The organism is Stenotrophomonas sp. GbtcB23 (assembly GCF_019091045.1).
GTDB classification, from domain to species: Bacteria; Pseudomonadota; Gammaproteobacteria; order Xanthomonadales; family Xanthomonadaceae; genus Stenotrophomonas; species Stenotrophomonas rhizophila_A.
Map to the genome: position 1 here is coordinate 61613 of NZ_JAGXKC010000019.1, position 14984 is coordinate 76596.

14 protein-coding genes are annotated in these 14984 nt (G+C 67.8%); 2 read left to right on the forward strand and 12 right to left on the reverse strand.

What is annotated here, in order from left to right:
- Window positions 1-55 precede the first annotated feature (55 nt).
- From KVS69_RS09975 to KVS69_RS10025, 11 genes are all read right to left on the reverse strand, one after another.
- Window positions 56-829 carry a LytTR family DNA-binding domain-containing protein gene (locus tag KVS69_RS09975; RefSeq protein ID WP_217537934.1) on the reverse strand — a complete coding sequence of 258 codons (774 nt, stop codon included), beginning with the start codon at window positions 827-829 and terminating at the stop codon, window positions 56-58.
- Window positions 819-2078 carry a histidine kinase gene (locus KVS69_RS09980; protein ID WP_093533046.1) on the reverse strand — a complete coding sequence of 420 codons (1260 nt, stop codon included), beginning with the start codon at window positions 2076-2078 and terminating at the stop codon, window positions 819-821. The genes KVS69_RS09975 and KVS69_RS09980 overlap by 11 nt, the downstream gene beginning before the upstream one ends.
- A 248-nt stretch (window positions 2079-2326) precedes the next feature.
- The gene (locus tag KVS69_RS09985; RefSeq protein WP_217537935.1) at window positions 2327-3976 is read right to left on the reverse strand and encodes a M28 family metallopeptidase; all 1650 of its coding nucleotides are present in this window, start codon (window positions 3974-3976) and stop codon (window positions 2327-2329) included.
- Between the two features lie 272 nt (window positions 3977-4248).
- Window positions 4249-5886: a CsgG/HfaB family protein gene (locus KVS69_RS09990; RefSeq protein WP_217537936.1), complete on the reverse strand. Its 1638-nt coding sequence runs from the start codon at window positions 5884-5886 to the stop codon at window positions 4249-4251.
- Between the two features lie 18 nt (window positions 5887-5904).
- Window positions 5905-6570, reverse strand: coding sequence for a hypothetical protein (locus KVS69_RS09995; RefSeq protein ID WP_068848935.1), 666 nt, complete (start codon window positions 6568-6570; stop codon window positions 5905-5907).
- Between the two features lie 65 nt (window positions 6571-6635).
- Window positions 6636-7736: a hypothetical protein gene (locus KVS69_RS10000; RefSeq protein WP_217537937.1), complete on the reverse strand. Its 1101-nt coding sequence runs from the start codon at window positions 7734-7736 to the stop codon at window positions 6636-6638.
- Window positions 7727-8932, reverse strand: coding sequence for a hypothetical protein (locus KVS69_RS10005; RefSeq protein WP_237334311.1), 1206 nt, complete (start codon window positions 8930-8932; stop codon window positions 7727-7729). The genes KVS69_RS10000 and KVS69_RS10005 overlap by 10 nt, the downstream gene beginning before the upstream one ends.
- Window positions 8933-9034: 102 nt before the next feature.
- A complete protein-coding gene (locus tag KVS69_RS10010) occupies window positions 9035-10297 on the reverse strand; it encodes a sigma-70 family RNA polymerase sigma factor (protein WP_217537938.1) in 1263 nt (420 codons plus the stop codon).
- 57 nt (window positions 10298-10354) lie between these two features.
- On the reverse strand, window positions 10355-10762 hold the full coding sequence (locus tag KVS69_RS10015) for a VOC family protein (RefSeq protein WP_217537939.1): 408 nt from the start codon (window positions 10760-10762) through the stop codon (window positions 10355-10357).
- 16 nt (window positions 10763-10778) lie between these two features.
- The gene (locus KVS69_RS10020; protein ID WP_217537940.1) at window positions 10779-11204 is read right to left on the reverse strand and encodes a VOC family protein; all 426 of its coding nucleotides are present in this window, start codon (window positions 11202-11204) and stop codon (window positions 10779-10781) included.
- Window positions 11205-11234: 30 nt separating this feature from the next.
- Complete coding sequence (locus KVS69_RS10025; RefSeq protein WP_095364561.1) at window positions 11235-11654, reverse strand: YciI family protein; 420 nt, start codon at window positions 11652-11654, stop codon at window positions 11235-11237.
- A 211-nt stretch (window positions 11655-11865) separates the two neighbouring features.
- On the opposite strand from KVS69_RS10025, the gene KVS69_RS10030 reads away from it, so the two are divergent.
- Window positions 11866-12240: a YciI family protein gene (locus KVS69_RS10030; RefSeq protein ID WP_217537941.1), complete on the forward strand. Its 375-nt coding sequence runs from the start codon at window positions 11866-11868 to the stop codon at window positions 12238-12240.
- A gap of 13 nt (window positions 12241-12253) precedes the next feature.
- Here the strand turns inward: KVS69_RS10030 and KVS69_RS10035 are convergent, their stop codons facing one another.
- Entirely contained in the window at window positions 12254-14338 is a 2085-nt protein-coding gene (locus KVS69_RS10035) for an NHL repeat-containing protein (RefSeq protein ID WP_217537942.1), read from the reverse strand.
- Window positions 14339-14478: 140 nt separating this feature from the next.
- On the opposite strand from KVS69_RS10035, the gene KVS69_RS10040 reads away from it, so the two are divergent.
- Window positions 14479-14984: hypothetical protein (locus KVS69_RS10040; protein WP_217537943.1), on the forward strand; the 506-nt coding region annotated here is incomplete at its 3' end.

Genomic DNA, 14984 nt, shown 5'->3' on the forward strand with positions numbered 1-14984 from the left:
ACCAGGTCCAGGGGGATCCCGATGCCACCGTGCGCGAACACGGTGGCATTGTTTTTTACATGCCGCGGAACAGGCTCATGAACGGCTGGCTCACGTTGAGCACTTCCGGCCGCTGCTTCAGGCGCAGCTGGCCACGGCCGGTGTCATCGCGGCTCACCGCCGCCACCGCTTTCATGTTGACGATGGTGGAGCGGTGGATCTGGCGGAAGCGCTGCGGGTCCAGCACTTCCAGCAGCTCGCGCAGCGGCGTGCGCAGCAGGCTTTCGCCGGCCTCGGTCACCACCGTGGTGTACTTGCTGTCGGCGCGGAAGTAGACCACGTCTTCGAGCATGATCAGCTGCGTATCGCGGCCATTGCTGGCGGTGATCCACGCCAGCGGCGGCGCGTTCGAGTGCGCCCCGGGCTGCTGGCCCAGGCGCTGCAGCAGCTGCTCCAGCATCGCGTTGTCCGGCCGGCCCATCTGCATGCGCGCCAGGATGCGCTCGCGCGTGGCCAGCAGCCGCTCGTCGCTGACCGGCTTGAGCAGGTAATCCATCGCGCCCTGCTCGAAGGCATCGATCGCGTACTGGTCGTAGGCGGTCACGAACACCACCTGGGTGCGCGGGCTGATCTCCGGCAGCGCGCGCGCTACCTCGATGCCGCTGATGCCAGGCATGCGGATGTCGAGCAGGGCCAGGTCCGGTTTCAGTTCGGCCAGCCGCTCCAGCGCGCCGGCGCCGTCTTCGCATTCGGCCACCAGCCGCAGTTCCGGCCACAACCGCTGCAGCTGGGCCACCAGCGACTGGCGCAGCAGGTCTTCGTCTTCGGCAATGAGGGCATCAAGCAGCATGGATCGCCTCGCGTGCGTCGCGCGGCAAGGTGATCGTTGCCGCCACGCCGCTGGGGAAGTTGGACACGATGGCCACGCCGGCGCGTTCACCGCAGGTCAGGCGCAGCCGTTCGCGCAGGTTCTTCAGGCCGATGCCGGTGCCGCTGCTGCCCTGCCCGAAGCCCAGGCCGTCATCGGCCACGGTCAGGGTGACGTGGTCATCGAAGGCGCGCGCGATGATCCACACCGTGCCGCCACCGGGCTTGGGCTCCAGCCCGTGCTTGATCGCGTTCTCGACCAGCGTCTGCAGCGCCATCGACGGCAGCGGTACGGTTTCCAGCGCCGGCGGCACATCCACCTGCAGTGCCAGCCGCGCGCCCATGCGGATCTTGAGGATTTCCAGGTAGGCCTTGGTGCGCTCCAGCTCCACGCCCAGGGTGGACATCGATTCGTCCACGCTCGGCAGCGAACTGCGCAGGTACTGGATCAGGTGCCCCAGCATCTGGTCGGCGCGCGGCGGATCGGTGCGGGTCAGTACCTGCGCGTTGGCCAGCGTGTTGTACAGGAAGTGCGGTTCCACCTGTGCGTGCAGCAGGTTCAGCCGCGCCACCGACAGTTCCTTTTCAGTGGCGGTCTGCTCGGCCGCCGCCTGCTCGTCGCGGCGCTGTTCGGACACGCGGCGGGTGATGGCGCGGCTGACCGCTTCGGCGTTCTCGTAGTTGCTGCCTTCGTCCACCGCCAGCAGGTCGGCCCACACCCCGGCATCGGGCTCGAACACCAGGGTCACGCTGCTGGTGCCCTGCCCCGGGGTGACCGTGGCCAGCACGCTGTTGCGCTTGATCGCCCAGCGCGCCGGCAGGTTCCAGCGCGACGGCGGGCGGCCGTTGTAGGGGTCCACGCGGCGCACGTAGGCGCGCACCTGCAGGCTGCCGGCGGCGCTTTCGATGTCTTCCACGCGCGGCAGTTCCTTGATCGCCTGTTCAACCAGGCTGAAGGCCTCGCCGGCGTCCATCGGCAGTTCGATCTGGCGCCGCTGACGGCTGGACAGGGTGGCCGCATCCAGGCGCCCTGCCAGGGTCGAGACCCGGCGCAGGTGGGTGATGCAGCTGCCCAGCGCGGTGATCATCAGGAACAGCGCCAGCAGTCCGAACACCCAGCCAGGGCCTTCATCCATGCCGTGGAAGAAGCCGCTCCACACGAACCCGGCCACGACGATCGCCGCGGCCCAGGCCACCAGAATACGGAGAATCAGGGAAAGGCTGGCAAACACGGCGGCGTCTTCACGATGGGATGGTGTGAGGATAGCCGTGCCCGTGGAGGGCACAAGCGCCATGCGATGGAAGCCGGGAAAGCAGGGATGAAACGGTGCCGGCGTGGCGCCGGGGTGCCAGGGACCGCGTGGACACGCATGGCGTGTCCCTACGGCCGGTCCGGGGGCGTAGCGACACGCCATGCGTGTCCCACGTACAGCAGGCCGAAGACCATACCCCGCCGGCAGGTGCCGGCGGGGCGTGGTGCTTACTTGCGCTCGGCGGCGCTGGCGTCGCGCGGTGCGCGGAACTGCGAGTCATCGCTCCAGTTCGGCCAGCTGCGGGAGTTGGCCAGCTGGTTGCCCAGCGTGTACAGCACTTCCAGATCGCGGGCGGCGCCGGCGAACTTCCAGTCCGGCTGCCACTCGTCGCCCTGCTGGTGGTAGCGCTTGGCGGTGTAATCGTCCGAGGCCGCCTTGCCTGCGGCCACGCCGCCGTCCACCCAGTCCTGGCCGGCCGAGTAGGACACCGCCGGCACGCCACGCTTGGCGAACGGGAAGTGATCGGAACGGAAGAACAGGCCGGCTTCCGGCTTCGGGTCCGGGGTGTAGCGGATATCCCAGCCCTTGGCCACGTCCTTCAGCTGGTCCAGCAGTTCCAGCTTGGCCGAGCCATAGATGCCGAAATCACGCGACGGGCCGAACGGCGCCATGCCATCCATGTTGATCACCGCCACGGTCTTGGCCAGCGGGTACAGCGGGTGGCTGGCGTAGAACTCCGAACCCAGCAGGCCCTTCTCTTCGGCGGTCACGGCCAGGAACAGCACCGAACGCTCCGGGCGCTTGCCCTTGGCAAAGCCACGGGCCAGTTCCACCAGCGAGGCGGTGCCGCTGGCGTTGTCCAGCGCGCCGTTGAAGATGGTGTCGCCGTTCGCATCCGGCTTGCCCACGCCGATATGGTCCCAGTGCGCGCTGTACACCACGGTCTCATCCGGGTGCTTGCTGCCTTCCAGGCGCGCGGCCACGTTGTGCGAGGTGATCACCTCGGTCTTCACCGCGTACTTGGCCGACAGGGTTTCGCCCTTCAGCTCCACCGGCTTGAAATCGCGGCGCTGGGCCTGCTTCTTCAGCGCCTCGAAGTCCTGCCCGGCACGCTTGAACAGGTCCACCGCCAGGTCGCGCTGGATCCAGCCTTCCAGCAGCGGGTGCGCTTCGGCCGGGTTGTCGCGGACCACGTCGAACATGGTGTTGGTGTTGGAACCGGCCACCGTGGCCCAGCCGTAGGAGGCCGGCGCGGTTTCATGGACGATCAGCACGCCCAGCGCACCCTGGCGGGCGGCCTCCTCGTACTTGTAGGTCCAGCGGCCGTAGTAGGTCATGCCCTTGCCGTCGAAATCGCCTTCGCCGGTTTCGAAGTCCGGGTCGTTGATCAGCACGACGGCTATCTTGCCCTTCAGGTCCACGTCCTTGAAGTCGTTCCAATTGCGCTCCGGCGCGTTCACGCCGTAGCCCAGGAACACCAGCGGGGCGTTCTGGATATCCACTTCGGACGCGCCGTTCATGGCCGCGCGCACCGCGATTTCCTGGCCCTGGGTAAGCGACTGCGGCTTGCCCTTGCTGGACAGCGCCAGCCTCGGCGTGCCGACGATATCGCCCTTGAGCAGCGGCACGGCCTGGGTCCACAGGCGCTTGCCGTCTTTCAGGTCGCCGCCCGGCTGCAGGCCGGCGGCCGCGAACTGCTTGCTGAGGAAAGCGATGGTCTTCGCTTCGCCGGCCGTGGCGGGCGAGCGGCCCTCATAGGCGTCGGAGGCCAGTTCCTTGACGTCGGCGGAGATCCGCGCGCCATCGAATTTCGGCGTCGCCGCCATCAGGGCGCTGGACACCGACAGTGCCAGCACGCTCAAAACCACTCGCTTCATCGTTTTCTCCGCAGTTGGGACAACCCCATCATCCACGGATCATAACCGTCCCGCGCGCGACATGGGCCTCCTGGGCCGGCCAACGGCCGGCGCTACCGCTTGCGGTTGATTGATCCCGATCCCAACCACCACGTAACACTTCGTAGCCCCGGCCGTTGGCCGGACACCGCGCGCAGCGCGGCGCAAGCATCCGGAGCCCAAAACAAAAACGCCGGCTGCACTGCAACCGGCGTTTCAACCCAACGAAGCCGCCCATCAGGCGCCGATACACATCACCAGTTCGGATCTTCCACCGGCGCCGCCGCCTTCGGCGCCGCCGCGCGCGCCGGCTTCGGCTTCGCGCTGCCGCTGGATGCCGTCGCCGCCGACGCGGCCGGCTTCACCGCACCGGCCTGCGAACGCAGCTCGATCGAACCCGGCTTGAAGCTCGCTCCCCCCAGGTCCGCACCGCCTTCAATGGTGCCGTAGGAGGTCTGCGATGCCACGCGGTCCACCCGGATCGTGCAGCACGGGGTTTCATTGCGGCCCAGCGAACGCCCGGTCTGCGGGTCCTTCAGCTCCTCGCCCAGCATCACCGCCTGCCAGCGCTGGCCGACCTTGAGCGATTCACCGCCCTGGCTCAGGACCACCTGGTCGCCGGTCATGGCCACCACCGACACCGGGAAGATCTCGGTGATGATCGCCGTGCCGATCTGCCCGGACAGCGAATCCATCATCGCCGCCGCCATGCCCTTGCCATCCACCACGCGCGGCAGGGTGCTCGGGCCGGTCGAGGCCAGCTGGTGGTCGAAGCTGTCAGACATCACCACCTCACCGGTGGTCGCGTTGATCAGGCGCAGGGTGATGCGCCCGCCACCCGAATACGAGGTCACCTGGCGGTCGGACATGCGCAGGTTGCGCACGCTGCGCGGGTACTCGAAGCGTTCGATGGTCGGAATCAGGATCAGGTCGGTGGCCAGCTGCTGGCCCAGCCGCGCGGTGTCCTGCAGGCGCACGTTGCCGCTGTTGATGTGGTCGATCTCAGCCTGCATCTCCTCGCCGAACTCACGGTCCAGCACGATGAAGCGCTTGGTCTGGGTCAGCGTGTCGTTCAGGCGCGCGCGAATGGCCGCGGCCACTTCATCGCTGGCCACCCGGCCATCGCCGACGGCATAGGTGCCGCTGCGCACGTGTGGCTGGGCCACCACGATCTTCGGCCGGCCCTGTTCGTCCGGGGCGCGGTATTTGGCGATATCGGCGCGCACGCGCACCTTCCAGTAGCTGCGCATCGTGCGGCGGCTGACATCGGATTCGAACGACTGCGCGCCGCGCTTGGCATCCACGCTGGCCTGTTCCTTGTAGCTTTCCTTGATGCTGGCCGATGCGGAACTCCCGCCACCGGCAGCTTCTGCCTGCGCCTGCGCCGAGCCACTGGCCGAGGCAGACGCCGAATAACTGTAGCCGGCGTCGCTGGCGCGCACGCGGGCAATCACTTCTTCATCGAGCTGGCTGACTTCTTCCTGCGAGAGGATCTCGTAGCCCAGCACCGCCCCCTGCGAGGCGGCAATCATCTGCTGGGAGAACGCGTCGGCGCGGATATCGCCGACGTGTTCCCCATCCACGTCCACATGCAGGCCCGCACGCAGGCTCTGCATCTGGCTGGCGACACGCACGCCATTGACCTGTGCCACCGCCGACTGCAACGCGGCCAGCACCGCCAGCTCCGGGGTGCTGCCGATGCCCTCGGCTTCACGCGCCACCTGGGTGGTGCCGCCGAAATCCGGGGCGTCGCGCAGCGGCTTTTCAGCCGGTGCGTCCAGCTTGGATTCGGCCTTCGGCGCCGCGGTCTCCACCGGTGCCTCCTGCTTGCCGCAGGCGGCAAGCAGGGCAGCGGTGAGGGCCAGGCTCAACAGTCGGTATGAGGTCTGCATGCGTGGCGTTCCTTTCGATTACAGGCTGTCGAGCATCGACTCGGCGTTGCCCGGCACCTTGATCTTGGCGGCGCGGGCGAAGGTCAGCGCGGCCTTCGACGAGGAGTACAGGCCCTTCAGGTAGCCCGGCGATTCCTTGGCCACCCACGCACCGGCGGCCAGCTTGCGGCCCACGGTGACCAGCTGGGTGCCGCTCAGGCTCTTCATGCCGTTGGCGAAGTTGCTGGCTTCACCGCTCAGCTTCTGGCCTTCGGCAGCGGATGCGACCAGGGCGACCAGGCCGGTGGTGTAGTGCTGCTTGGATTCGGCGCTCAGCTCCGGCTGCGCGGCCACGCGCTCATCGATCGCAGCCTGGGCTGCTTCGCTGACCGACACCGACTTCTTCATCTGGTCCACGTTGACCGAACCGGACGACAGCGCCATGCGCTCGGCTTCCAGCAGCTTGACCTGCTCGGCCAGGCCGAAGGCCTTGGCGAAGGAGGTCTGGGCGTCGATCGAGTGCGACTGCGAGGACACGAAACGACGCACCAGCGCTTCCTGCGCGGCTTCGTCCGGGGCGCCGGCCGAAGCGGCCGCGGCGCTGTTGCCGCCGCCAGCCAGGTCCTTCAGCTTGCCGAACTGCGCGTGCGCCGGGGCGGCGAAGGTGGTGGCGATGGCCAGGGCGATGAGGGTCTTGCGGATCATTGGGTAATTCCTTGTTGGAAAATGTTGGCGCGAACCGGTCGGTACCGACCGTTGGTCGGTACGCCTTAACGCACGGCCTTGACGTTCAATTCGTTGATCATCTGCTGCGCACCCTTCTCGGCGGCGATCTGCAGCGCATTGGTGCGGGCCACGGTCTCGTTCGGACCGGTGCCGGAGAACTGCACGGGACCCACCGACGACACGGTCTTCGGGAAGCGGCCGCTCACGTCCAGCACCTTGCCGGTGACGGTGACGAACACGCGGGTGTTGCCGCTGACCGGATCGCGGTCACGCATGCCCACGTCCAGCGTGCCGACCGCCAGGTACGGGATGTTGGCCGCTTTGATGCCATTGGCGGTATCGCGCAGGGTGGCGGCCGACAGGTCGTTGCCGGTGCTGAAGTCCTTGCGGATGCGCTCGATGCTCAGCAGGCCACGCGATTCGCCTTCCACGTATTCCGCTTCCACCACTTCATAGCCGGCTGCGCTGAACGCGCCGGTCATCGCGGTGTTGATCTCGTTGGCGTTGGCCACCTTCCAGGCGATGTTGTCGCTGCGCGCGGTGGTGCTGCCACCGGCGGTGATCGACACCGACGCGTTCTGGTTGATGCTGCCGTTGGTGCTCACCGAATTGCCACGGAAGCTGTCGCCTTCGCGGGTCTTCTCGTCGTAGCTCTGGCTGGCGTCGACCCGGCGGTATTCCTTGTCCTGGAACGACTGCACGGTGTCCTGCGAGCGCGCGATGAACAGGAAGGTCAGCATCGACCGCTCGTTGCTGCGCGCACCGGCGGTGGCCGAGCCGGCATCCAGCTTGGTCTGCAGCAGGGTGGTGTTGATTTCGGCGCGGACGCTGACGGTGTAGGTCTTGGCCTTCTTGTCTTCGGTGTCCGACAGCGGCACCGCCGACAGCACGTAGCGGTCGATTTCACCGATGAACTCGGCGCGGCGGTCTTCGAACAGGCGCAGCTTGGCCGCGCCGGATTCGGCGATGTACGCCTCCAGTGCATTGACCTTGGCCTTGTTCAGGGCCTGGGCGCGGGTGTCGGCACTCAGGCGCAGGCCATAGCTGGCCGAACCGGTACCACGGGAACTGGCGGTCTGCGCCGCAACCGGCGCGGCAACCATCAGTGCAATGAGAATCAGCAGTACGGCACGAATCAACGGCATGAGGTGATCAACTCCTGGAGGGCTTGGGTCTGTTGCTGCAGCGGCTTGCCGCCGGGCTTCTGTTCGTCCAGCCACGCTTTCGAATCCGCGCGCTTGGCGGCGGCGCCGGCGAAGGCGTCCAGGCCGGCCAGCGTGGTTTCGTAGCTGGCCGACCACTGGTCAACGTGCCACTGGGTCGACGGCACCACCTTGGTGGCGCCCTTGCGCAGCGGCTGGTCGAAGAACACCTTGCCCGAGAACGGCTCCACCACCGTGGCCTGGAAGAACGCGCCGAACAGCATCGTCTTCATCGCCGGGGTTTCATTGATCACGCCGTTCTTCAGCGCATCCAGGCGCAGCTTCACCACGTAATCCGGCTCGGGGATCTTCAGCTGGTACACCTTGCCGTCGGCAAAGCGCGCGGCCATCGCACCGCCGATCGCCTGGCCGGTGGCCGGCGGCAGCAGCCCGATGCCGGTGTTGGACGACAGCGTCTTGGACAGTTCATGGGCCAGCGTGGCGCGCAGCACCTGCTCATCCACCGCATCGGGCAGCTTGGCGCGCACCGCATCGGAAAGGGTTACCTCGCCCACCTGCAGGCGGCGCGTCGACGCGGCCGGCAGCTTTGCCTTGGCCAGCGTATCGGCCAGCACCTGCGGCAGGCCGGTGGCGGCTTTGCCGTACAGCAGGTCAGCCACGATCGCGTCGATGTCGTCCTCGTCCGGCAGGAACTCCATCACGTCGATGCGCTGCAGCGTGATCGGGTAGGACGCCACCACCTGGCGTTCGCGGAAATCGAAGAACAGCGCCTGCAGCGCCACTTCCACCAGCACCTTGTACTGGCCACCAATCGGTTCGATCGACACCAGCTCGCGGTCCAGCGCGGTGGCCAGCACCGTGGCACTGGTGGTGCCATCAAGCATCGCCAGCGGCTGGTCGATCAGTTCCAGGCTGGCCGGGCGCTGCGCCTGCAGCCGGGCCCACAGGGCCTGGTTGAGCGGGGCCAGGCCACGCGCCTTGAGCACGGCGGCCGCACGCGGGGTGCTGGCTTCAACGGCGCTCTGGTCGGCGGTGTAGGCAAAACCGGCCCAATAGGCCTGCTGCGATTTGTCGGCGGCCTGCGCGGCGCTGGCGAAGGTGGCAGTGCCAACCAGTACGAACCCGCACAGCAGCAGCCACGCGCTACGCGCGCGCGTACGCTTCTTCCCTGAAACCATCGTCCCGCAATCCTTCTCGAACGGACCCGGCAAGGCGCCCGGTCACTTTTGTGAGGCGCCACCATAGTGCCTGTTCAGGTTTCGGGCAAGAGGAGAATTGTGTCAGTCCGGCTGCAGCTGCGCCGCCCGCGCCTGCAGCAGCGCGCGTTCGCGCGCGTTGGGAGTAAGCCGCGCCGCCCGCGCAAAGGCATCGGCCGCCTCTGCGTGCCGGCCCATCTGCGACAAAAGGTCACCCTGCACCGCCGCCATCGGCGCGTAGTCCCGCAACCGTGGATCGCCGGCCAACCGCTCCACCAGCGGCCATGCCGCTGCCGCCCCTTCCGCGCGCGATACCGCCACCGCGCGGTTGAGTTCCACCACCGGTGAGGGCTGCACTTCCGCCAACCGCGCATACAGCGCGGCCATGCGCGCCCAGTCGGTCGCATCGGCGTGGTGCGCGCGCGCGTGGCAGTCGGCGATGGCCGCCTGCAGCACGTAGCCATCATCGGCCCCACCCAGCGCCACGGCCTGCTGCAGCGCCGCCTGCCCGCGCGCCACCTGCAGGTGGTCCCAGCGGCTGCGGTCCTGGTCGGGCAGCAGGATCGGGTTGCCGTGCACATCCACGCGCGCGGCCGCGCGTGAGGCCTGCAGTTCCATCAGCGCCAGCAGGCCGTGCACCTGCGGCCAGGTCGGCAGGCGCTGCTGCAGCACCCGCCCCAGCCGCAGCGCCTCCTCGCACAGCGCCGGGCGCATCCAGTCATCGCCGCTGCTGGCCGCATAGCCTTCGTTGAAAATCAGGTACACCACCGCCAGCACCGAGCCCAGCCGCTCCGGCAATGCCGCCTGGCGCGGCACTTCGAACGGCACCTGCTTGTCGGCCAGCGTGCGTTTGGCGCGCACGATGCGCTGGGCAATGGTCGGCTCCGGCTGCAGGAACGCGCGCGCGATCTCATCGGTGGTCAGCCCGCCCAGCAGGCGCAGGGTCAGCGCCACCCGTGCATCGGCCGACAGCACCGGGTGGCAGGCCACGAACATCAGCCGCAGCAGGTCATCGCCGATGTCGTCCTGCAGGGCGTCGCTATCGTCGGGCAGCGGCAAGGGCTGTGGTTCGAGTTCAGTGCCCCATTGCGCATGCTGGCCGGCCACGCGCTGGTGCTGGCGCAGCACGTCGATCGCGCGATTGCGTGCAGTAGTCATCAGCCACGCTCCCGGATTATCCGGAACGCCCTGGGTGGGCCAGCGCTCCAGCGCGGCCAGCCAGGTGTCCTGGGCCAGTTCTTCGGCACGCCCGATATCGCCGCCCAGCATCCGCGCCAGGCGTGCGATCAGCGCCGGCGACTCCATGCGCCAGAGGGTATCCAGTCGTTGTGTCAGCGCAGCTTCCATGCGGCGAATGAGAGCATCCGTCACCGCGCCGCACAAGGTGCGGCGCGGCACCTGGCATCAGCCGGGTTCGCCATCCATGTGCGCCACTTCCCACAGGTGGCCATCCAGGTCCTCGAAGCTGCGCTGGTACATGAAGCCGTAATCGCGCGGCGGCGTCGGTTCGCTACCACCGGCCTTGAGCACCTTCTCCAGGGTTTCATCAACCGCCGGGCGGCTGGGCGAAGACAACGCAAGAATCACCTGCGCCTGCTTGCGCGCATCGGCGATGGGCCGGTTGATGAAGGTGGCGAAGAACGGCTCCAGCAGCAGCATCAGCATGATGTTGTCGCTGATGTTGAACGAGGCCGCCTTGTCATCGGTGTAGGTCAGGTTGGGCGTGAAACCCAGCGCGGTGAAGAACGCCTTGCTCCTGTCCAGGTCGCGGACGGGCAGGTTCACGAAGATCATCTGGGGCGTGTCGGACATGGTGGGTTTCCCGTAATCAGTAGGGTTTCATGCAATTGACCATCCACGGCTTGCCGTAGCGGTCTTCCAGCATGCCCCAGCGCTTGGCCCAGAACGTTTCGCCGATCGGGAACGTGACCTTGCCGCCCTCGGACAGCGCCTTGAACACGCGCTCTGCTTCCTCCTCGGTTTCCACTTCGATGTTGATCGTGGTGGTGCCTTGGCCCGAAGAAGGCGGGCCATCGGCCGCCATCAGGATCGCGCTGCCCACTTCCAGCTGGCTGTGCGCAATCAGGTTCGGATCGGCCGGGCCAGGGTTGTCGCCACAGCCGTCCATGTTGTCGCTGGGCGGCATGTCGCTGTACTTCATTTCCGAGGTGACCTTGCCGCCCAGCACCTGGGCATAGAACGCCATGGCTTCGTGGGTCTGGCCGCTGAAGCCAAGGAACGGGATCAGTTTCATGGGAATCTCCTGAAAAGCACGGGGGGTGGGTCAGTCGGCCTGGCCGATCTGCTCGCGCAGACGCTGTTCCTGCGCACGTAATTCCGGGGTGAAAACCTCGCCAAAATCTTCTTCGGTATAGAACGGGCGGATCTCCACCACGTCGCCGGGCAGGAACGGGGCGCGCTTGAGCCATTCGGTGGCTTCGTCCACCGAACGCACCTGCCACAGCCAGAACCCGGCCACCAGCTCGCGGGTTTCGGCGAACGGGCCGTCGATCACCTGCGGTGCCGTGCCTGTGTAGGCGACCCGGCGGCCGTGGCTGCTGGGGCGCAGGCCATCGCCGGCCAGCATGATCCCGGCCTTGACCAGCTCCTCGTTGAAGGCGCCCATGTCCCGGAACTGCGCTTCGGTAGGCAGCACCCCGGCCTCGGTGGCCTCGGTCGCCTTCACGATCACCATGACTTTCATCGGCTTTCCTCGTTGTCGGCCCGGTTGGCGGGCCCTTCATGAGATACGACGCCCCAGTGGAACGGAAATCGACATGCCTGCCAAAAAATATTCCGATGCCGGCAGCGGTTGACGGTCACGGCCCTGAACGGGCCGGCAGCGCTGCACTGCAACAGGACCGCGGCGCAGGCTGGGGCATCATGGGCATCCCCTGCCCAGCGGTGCGCCGGCCATGCAATTCCTGCTGCTGATCTATATCGACGAATCCCTGATCCAGGACGTGCCCGCCGAGGAATACGACGCCATGATGCGCGGCTGCATCCAGCATGCTGACACGCTGAAGGCCGAAGGCACGCTGGTCGCCTCTCAGCAGCTGGAGCCGGTCGCCCAGGCGCGCACCCTGCGCACGCGCCAGGCGCAGGCGCGCATCACCGACGGCCCATTCGCCGAAACCCGCGAACTGCTCGCCGGCTTCAACCTCATCAACGCCAGCGACCACGATGAAGCCCTGCGCATCGCCCAAGGGTTCCCGTGGTCGCGCTATGGCAGCATCGAAGTCCGCCCGGTAGCCGACTTCGAAGCAGAACGCCGCCGGGTCGGCGCCTGAGGTTGCCTGGAAATCACGGCAACACCGTGACCTTCAACTCGCGCTCTCCGATCGCCTCGTTCCCGCTGTAATCCCGCGCGCTCCCACGAATGATGTAGTCCCCCGCCGGCAATGCCTCCGGCTGCCAGCGCCCGGTCTCCACCAGGCCATCGCGCACGGTATTGGTCACCAGGTAGCGGAACCGCGTCACCGCACTGCCGTGCACGGTAATCCCGCTGTCCGGCGCATACGCCACCACCGTGGCACTGTCCTCGCGCGGCATCCGGTTGAACACGATGTTGAAGCGCGGCTGCTCGTACCCCGCCAGCGGCGTGCCAGCCGCGTCCAGGATCTGGTACCCCACCTGATACGCCCCCAACCGACGCCGCGGCAGGTTGTTGTCCACCTGGTCCCACGCCTCCACCACGATCTGCACGCCCGGCCCGACGCGCGGAATCGGCACGCGCCCGTTCGCCCCGGCCTTGATCGGCTGGTCCAGGTCATCCAGCACCGCGACGTCCGTAATGCGCGGCGCGAAGCTGTCGGCGTAGCCCACGAAGCCCAGCGCCACCGCATTGCGCTGGAATCCACCCGCGCCGACGCTCAGGTGCACGTGCGCCATGCGGTTGATGCTGCCCAGCGGCTCACCGGCCTTGAAGCGCGTGCCCCGGCGAACGCGTACCCGCTCCAGCTTGCCGTCCAGGTCGCGCAGCTGCGGCCAGCGCGCGTCGAACGCGCGGTCACGCGCATCGCGGCCCACCTTCATGTGGATGTAGCGCAGCCGGTCAAGCGACAACCCTTCGGCCTGCCCGCCCACCGACCAGCTCGGGAAGGGACTGCTCACCTTCGCATCGGCCATCGCCAGCACCGTCTGCCCGACATCGCCACGGATATCAAAGCCATCGTGCAGGTGGTGGCGGCTCTCACCACTGAAGTTGCCGCGCACCTCACCCAGCGTGCCCACCACCTCATGCCAGCCGAGCTGCGGGGCCAGCGGCCAGCGCCCGCCGGTGTCCGGCAGCGCGGCATCGGCGGCCGGACCGATCAATGACGGCGCCGGCGTGGCGCCGGCCGCCAGCGCACGCAGGCGATGCACGCGGTATGACGCCGCATCGGACACATACAGCCCGCCATCGGCATCCAGCGCCAGCCCGCCCGGCCGCGAGAAGCGTGGCTGCGCCGACGCGCCGGTGAGGTCCACCACATGGCCCAGTGCCGACAACTGCACTACCTTGCCGTCGAAATCGCTCGCATACACCACGTCATCGTGGGTTACCGCCAGCGCCAGCGGCCCGTTGAGCAGGCTGCCGCGGGCCAGCAGCGTATCCAGCGTGCCGTCCGGCGCCAGCCGGCGGATCGCGGCGTTGAGCAGATCGGCGACCAGCAGGTTGCCGTGCGAATCCAGCGCCAACGCCACGGGCGTATCCAGCCGCGCGCCCACACCTGCCCCGTCCACGTTGCCCGGCGCATCACCGCCGGCCAGCGTGCGCACCTGGCCATCGGGCTCGATCACGCGGATGCGGTCGTTCCAGGTATCGGCCACGAACACACGGCCACCGGCATCCACCGCCACGCCCATCGGCCCGTCAAAGCGCGCCTGTGCGGCCGGGCCATCGGCGTAACCGGCGGTGCCATCACCGGCAATCGTGCTGACCACACCATCGGTGCCGATCCGTCGGATCACATGGTTGCCGGTATCGGCGACGAACACATTGCCGGCACCATCCAGTGCAATGCCTGACGGCGTATTGAACTGCGCCTGCAGCGCCGGGCCATCGCGCCAGCCCTCGCCCTGCCCGGCCAGCGTGTCCACCCGCCCATCGGGAAACACCCGGCGGATGCGGTTGTTGTCGCCCGCATCGGCCACATACAGCACGCCGTGCGCATCCAGTGCGAGGCCATAGGGATCGGCGAACCGCGCCTGCGCCGCCGCGCCATCGCGCAGCCCGCCCACGCCGTCACCGGCCAGCAGGCTGACCTGCGGGGTCCAGCCCAGCACCGTGGCCACCGGGCCCGGCGGCGGGGCCGGCGCGGCCGGTTCGCGCAGGAAGGTCCACGCCAGTGCCGCTGCCACCGCCACGCCTACCAGCGCCACCATTGCCCATCGTGCGCGCGTCATCGCTGTCCTTGCCTGCTCGTTCGGGACACGACCTTAGCCGCTCGCCGCGTGCCTGCAAACCCTGCGTGCGTCCGCATCGACTTGTGTGGATGCCGCGTTCCGGTTTCAATCGAGGCTCAGACCAAGGAAGGAAGCACCGCATGACCTGCCATACCGGCACTGCCCTCGTCCTGCTGCTCTCGCTGTGCGGGGTGCCGGCCGCAGGCGCGGCCACCGCTGCCAGTGGCGCTACCCTGGATGCTTCCACTGTTGAGGCATCGCCCGCCAACGCCGCGTTCCTGGCCGAAGTAGGCGCCGCCCTGCAGCAGTCCGACGCAGGTGACAGCCTGGGCGCGGCCATTACCCTGGATCGCCTGCTGGTCGATCCGCGCATGGCGCAGCTGGAGGTGGCTCAGCGCAGCGACGTATGGGCATCGGCGGCCATGGTGTCCGGTACACAGAAGCAGGATGACATCGCCCTGCAGCGCCTGCAGCAGGCGCTGGCGATCAATCCACACAACGCCTACGCGCGGCTGCGGCTGGCGTGGACGCAGATGGTCGATGGCACGCCGGAGAACGCCGCCGACAACGTCATTCTCGCGCTGGCCGATGGCGTAGGGCAGCCGGACATGTCCGCCGAGATGGTGTGGCAGCTGGACACGGACCT

Excerpts from the sequence above, each read along its gene's own strand:
- KVS69_RS09975 (WP_217537934.1), bottom strand. The coding sequence starts at position 829 with ATGCTGCTTGATGCCCTCATTGCCGAAGACGAAGACCTGCTGCGCCAG.
- KVS69_RS09985 (WP_217537935.1), bottom strand. The coding sequence starts at position 3,976 with ATGAAGCGAGTGGTTTTGAGCGTGCTGGCACTGTCGGTGTCCAGCGCC.
- KVS69_RS09990 (WP_217537936.1), bottom strand. The coding sequence starts at position 5,886 with ATGCAGACCTCATACCGACTGTTGAGCCTGGCCCTCACCGCTGCCCTG.
- KVS69_RS09995 (WP_068848935.1), bottom strand. The coding sequence starts at position 6,570 with ATGATCCGCAAGACCCTCATCGCCCTGGCCATCGCCACCACCTTCGCC.
- KVS69_RS10000 (WP_217537937.1), bottom strand. The coding sequence starts at position 7,736 with ATGCCGTTGATTCGTGCCGTACTGCTGATTCTCATTGCACTGATGGTT.
- KVS69_RS10005 (WP_237334311.1), bottom strand. The coding sequence starts at position 8,932 with ATGGTTTCAGGGAAGAAGCGTACGCGCGCGCGTAGCGCGTGGCTGCTG.
- KVS69_RS10010 (WP_217537938.1), bottom strand. The coding sequence starts at position 10,297 with ATGGAAGCTGCGCTGACACAACGACTGGATACCCTCTGGCGCATGGAG.
- KVS69_RS10015 (WP_217537939.1), bottom strand. The coding sequence starts at position 10,762 with ATGTCCGACACGCCCCAGATGATCTTCGTGAACCTGCCCGTCCGCGAC.
- KVS69_RS10020 (WP_217537940.1), bottom strand. The coding sequence starts at position 11,204 with ATGAAACTGATCCCGTTCCTTGGCTTCAGCGGCCAGACCCACGAAGCC.
- KVS69_RS10025 (WP_095364561.1), bottom strand. The coding sequence starts at position 11,654 with ATGAAAGTCATGGTGATCGTGAAGGCGACCGAGGCCACCGAGGCCGGG.
- KVS69_RS10030 (WP_217537941.1), top strand. The coding sequence starts at position 11,866 with ATGCAATTCCTGCTGCTGATCTATATCGACGAATCCCTGATCCAGGAC.
- KVS69_RS10035 (WP_217537942.1), bottom strand. The coding sequence starts at position 14,338 with ATGACGCGCGCACGATGGGCAATGGTGGCGCTGGTAGGCGTGGCGGTG.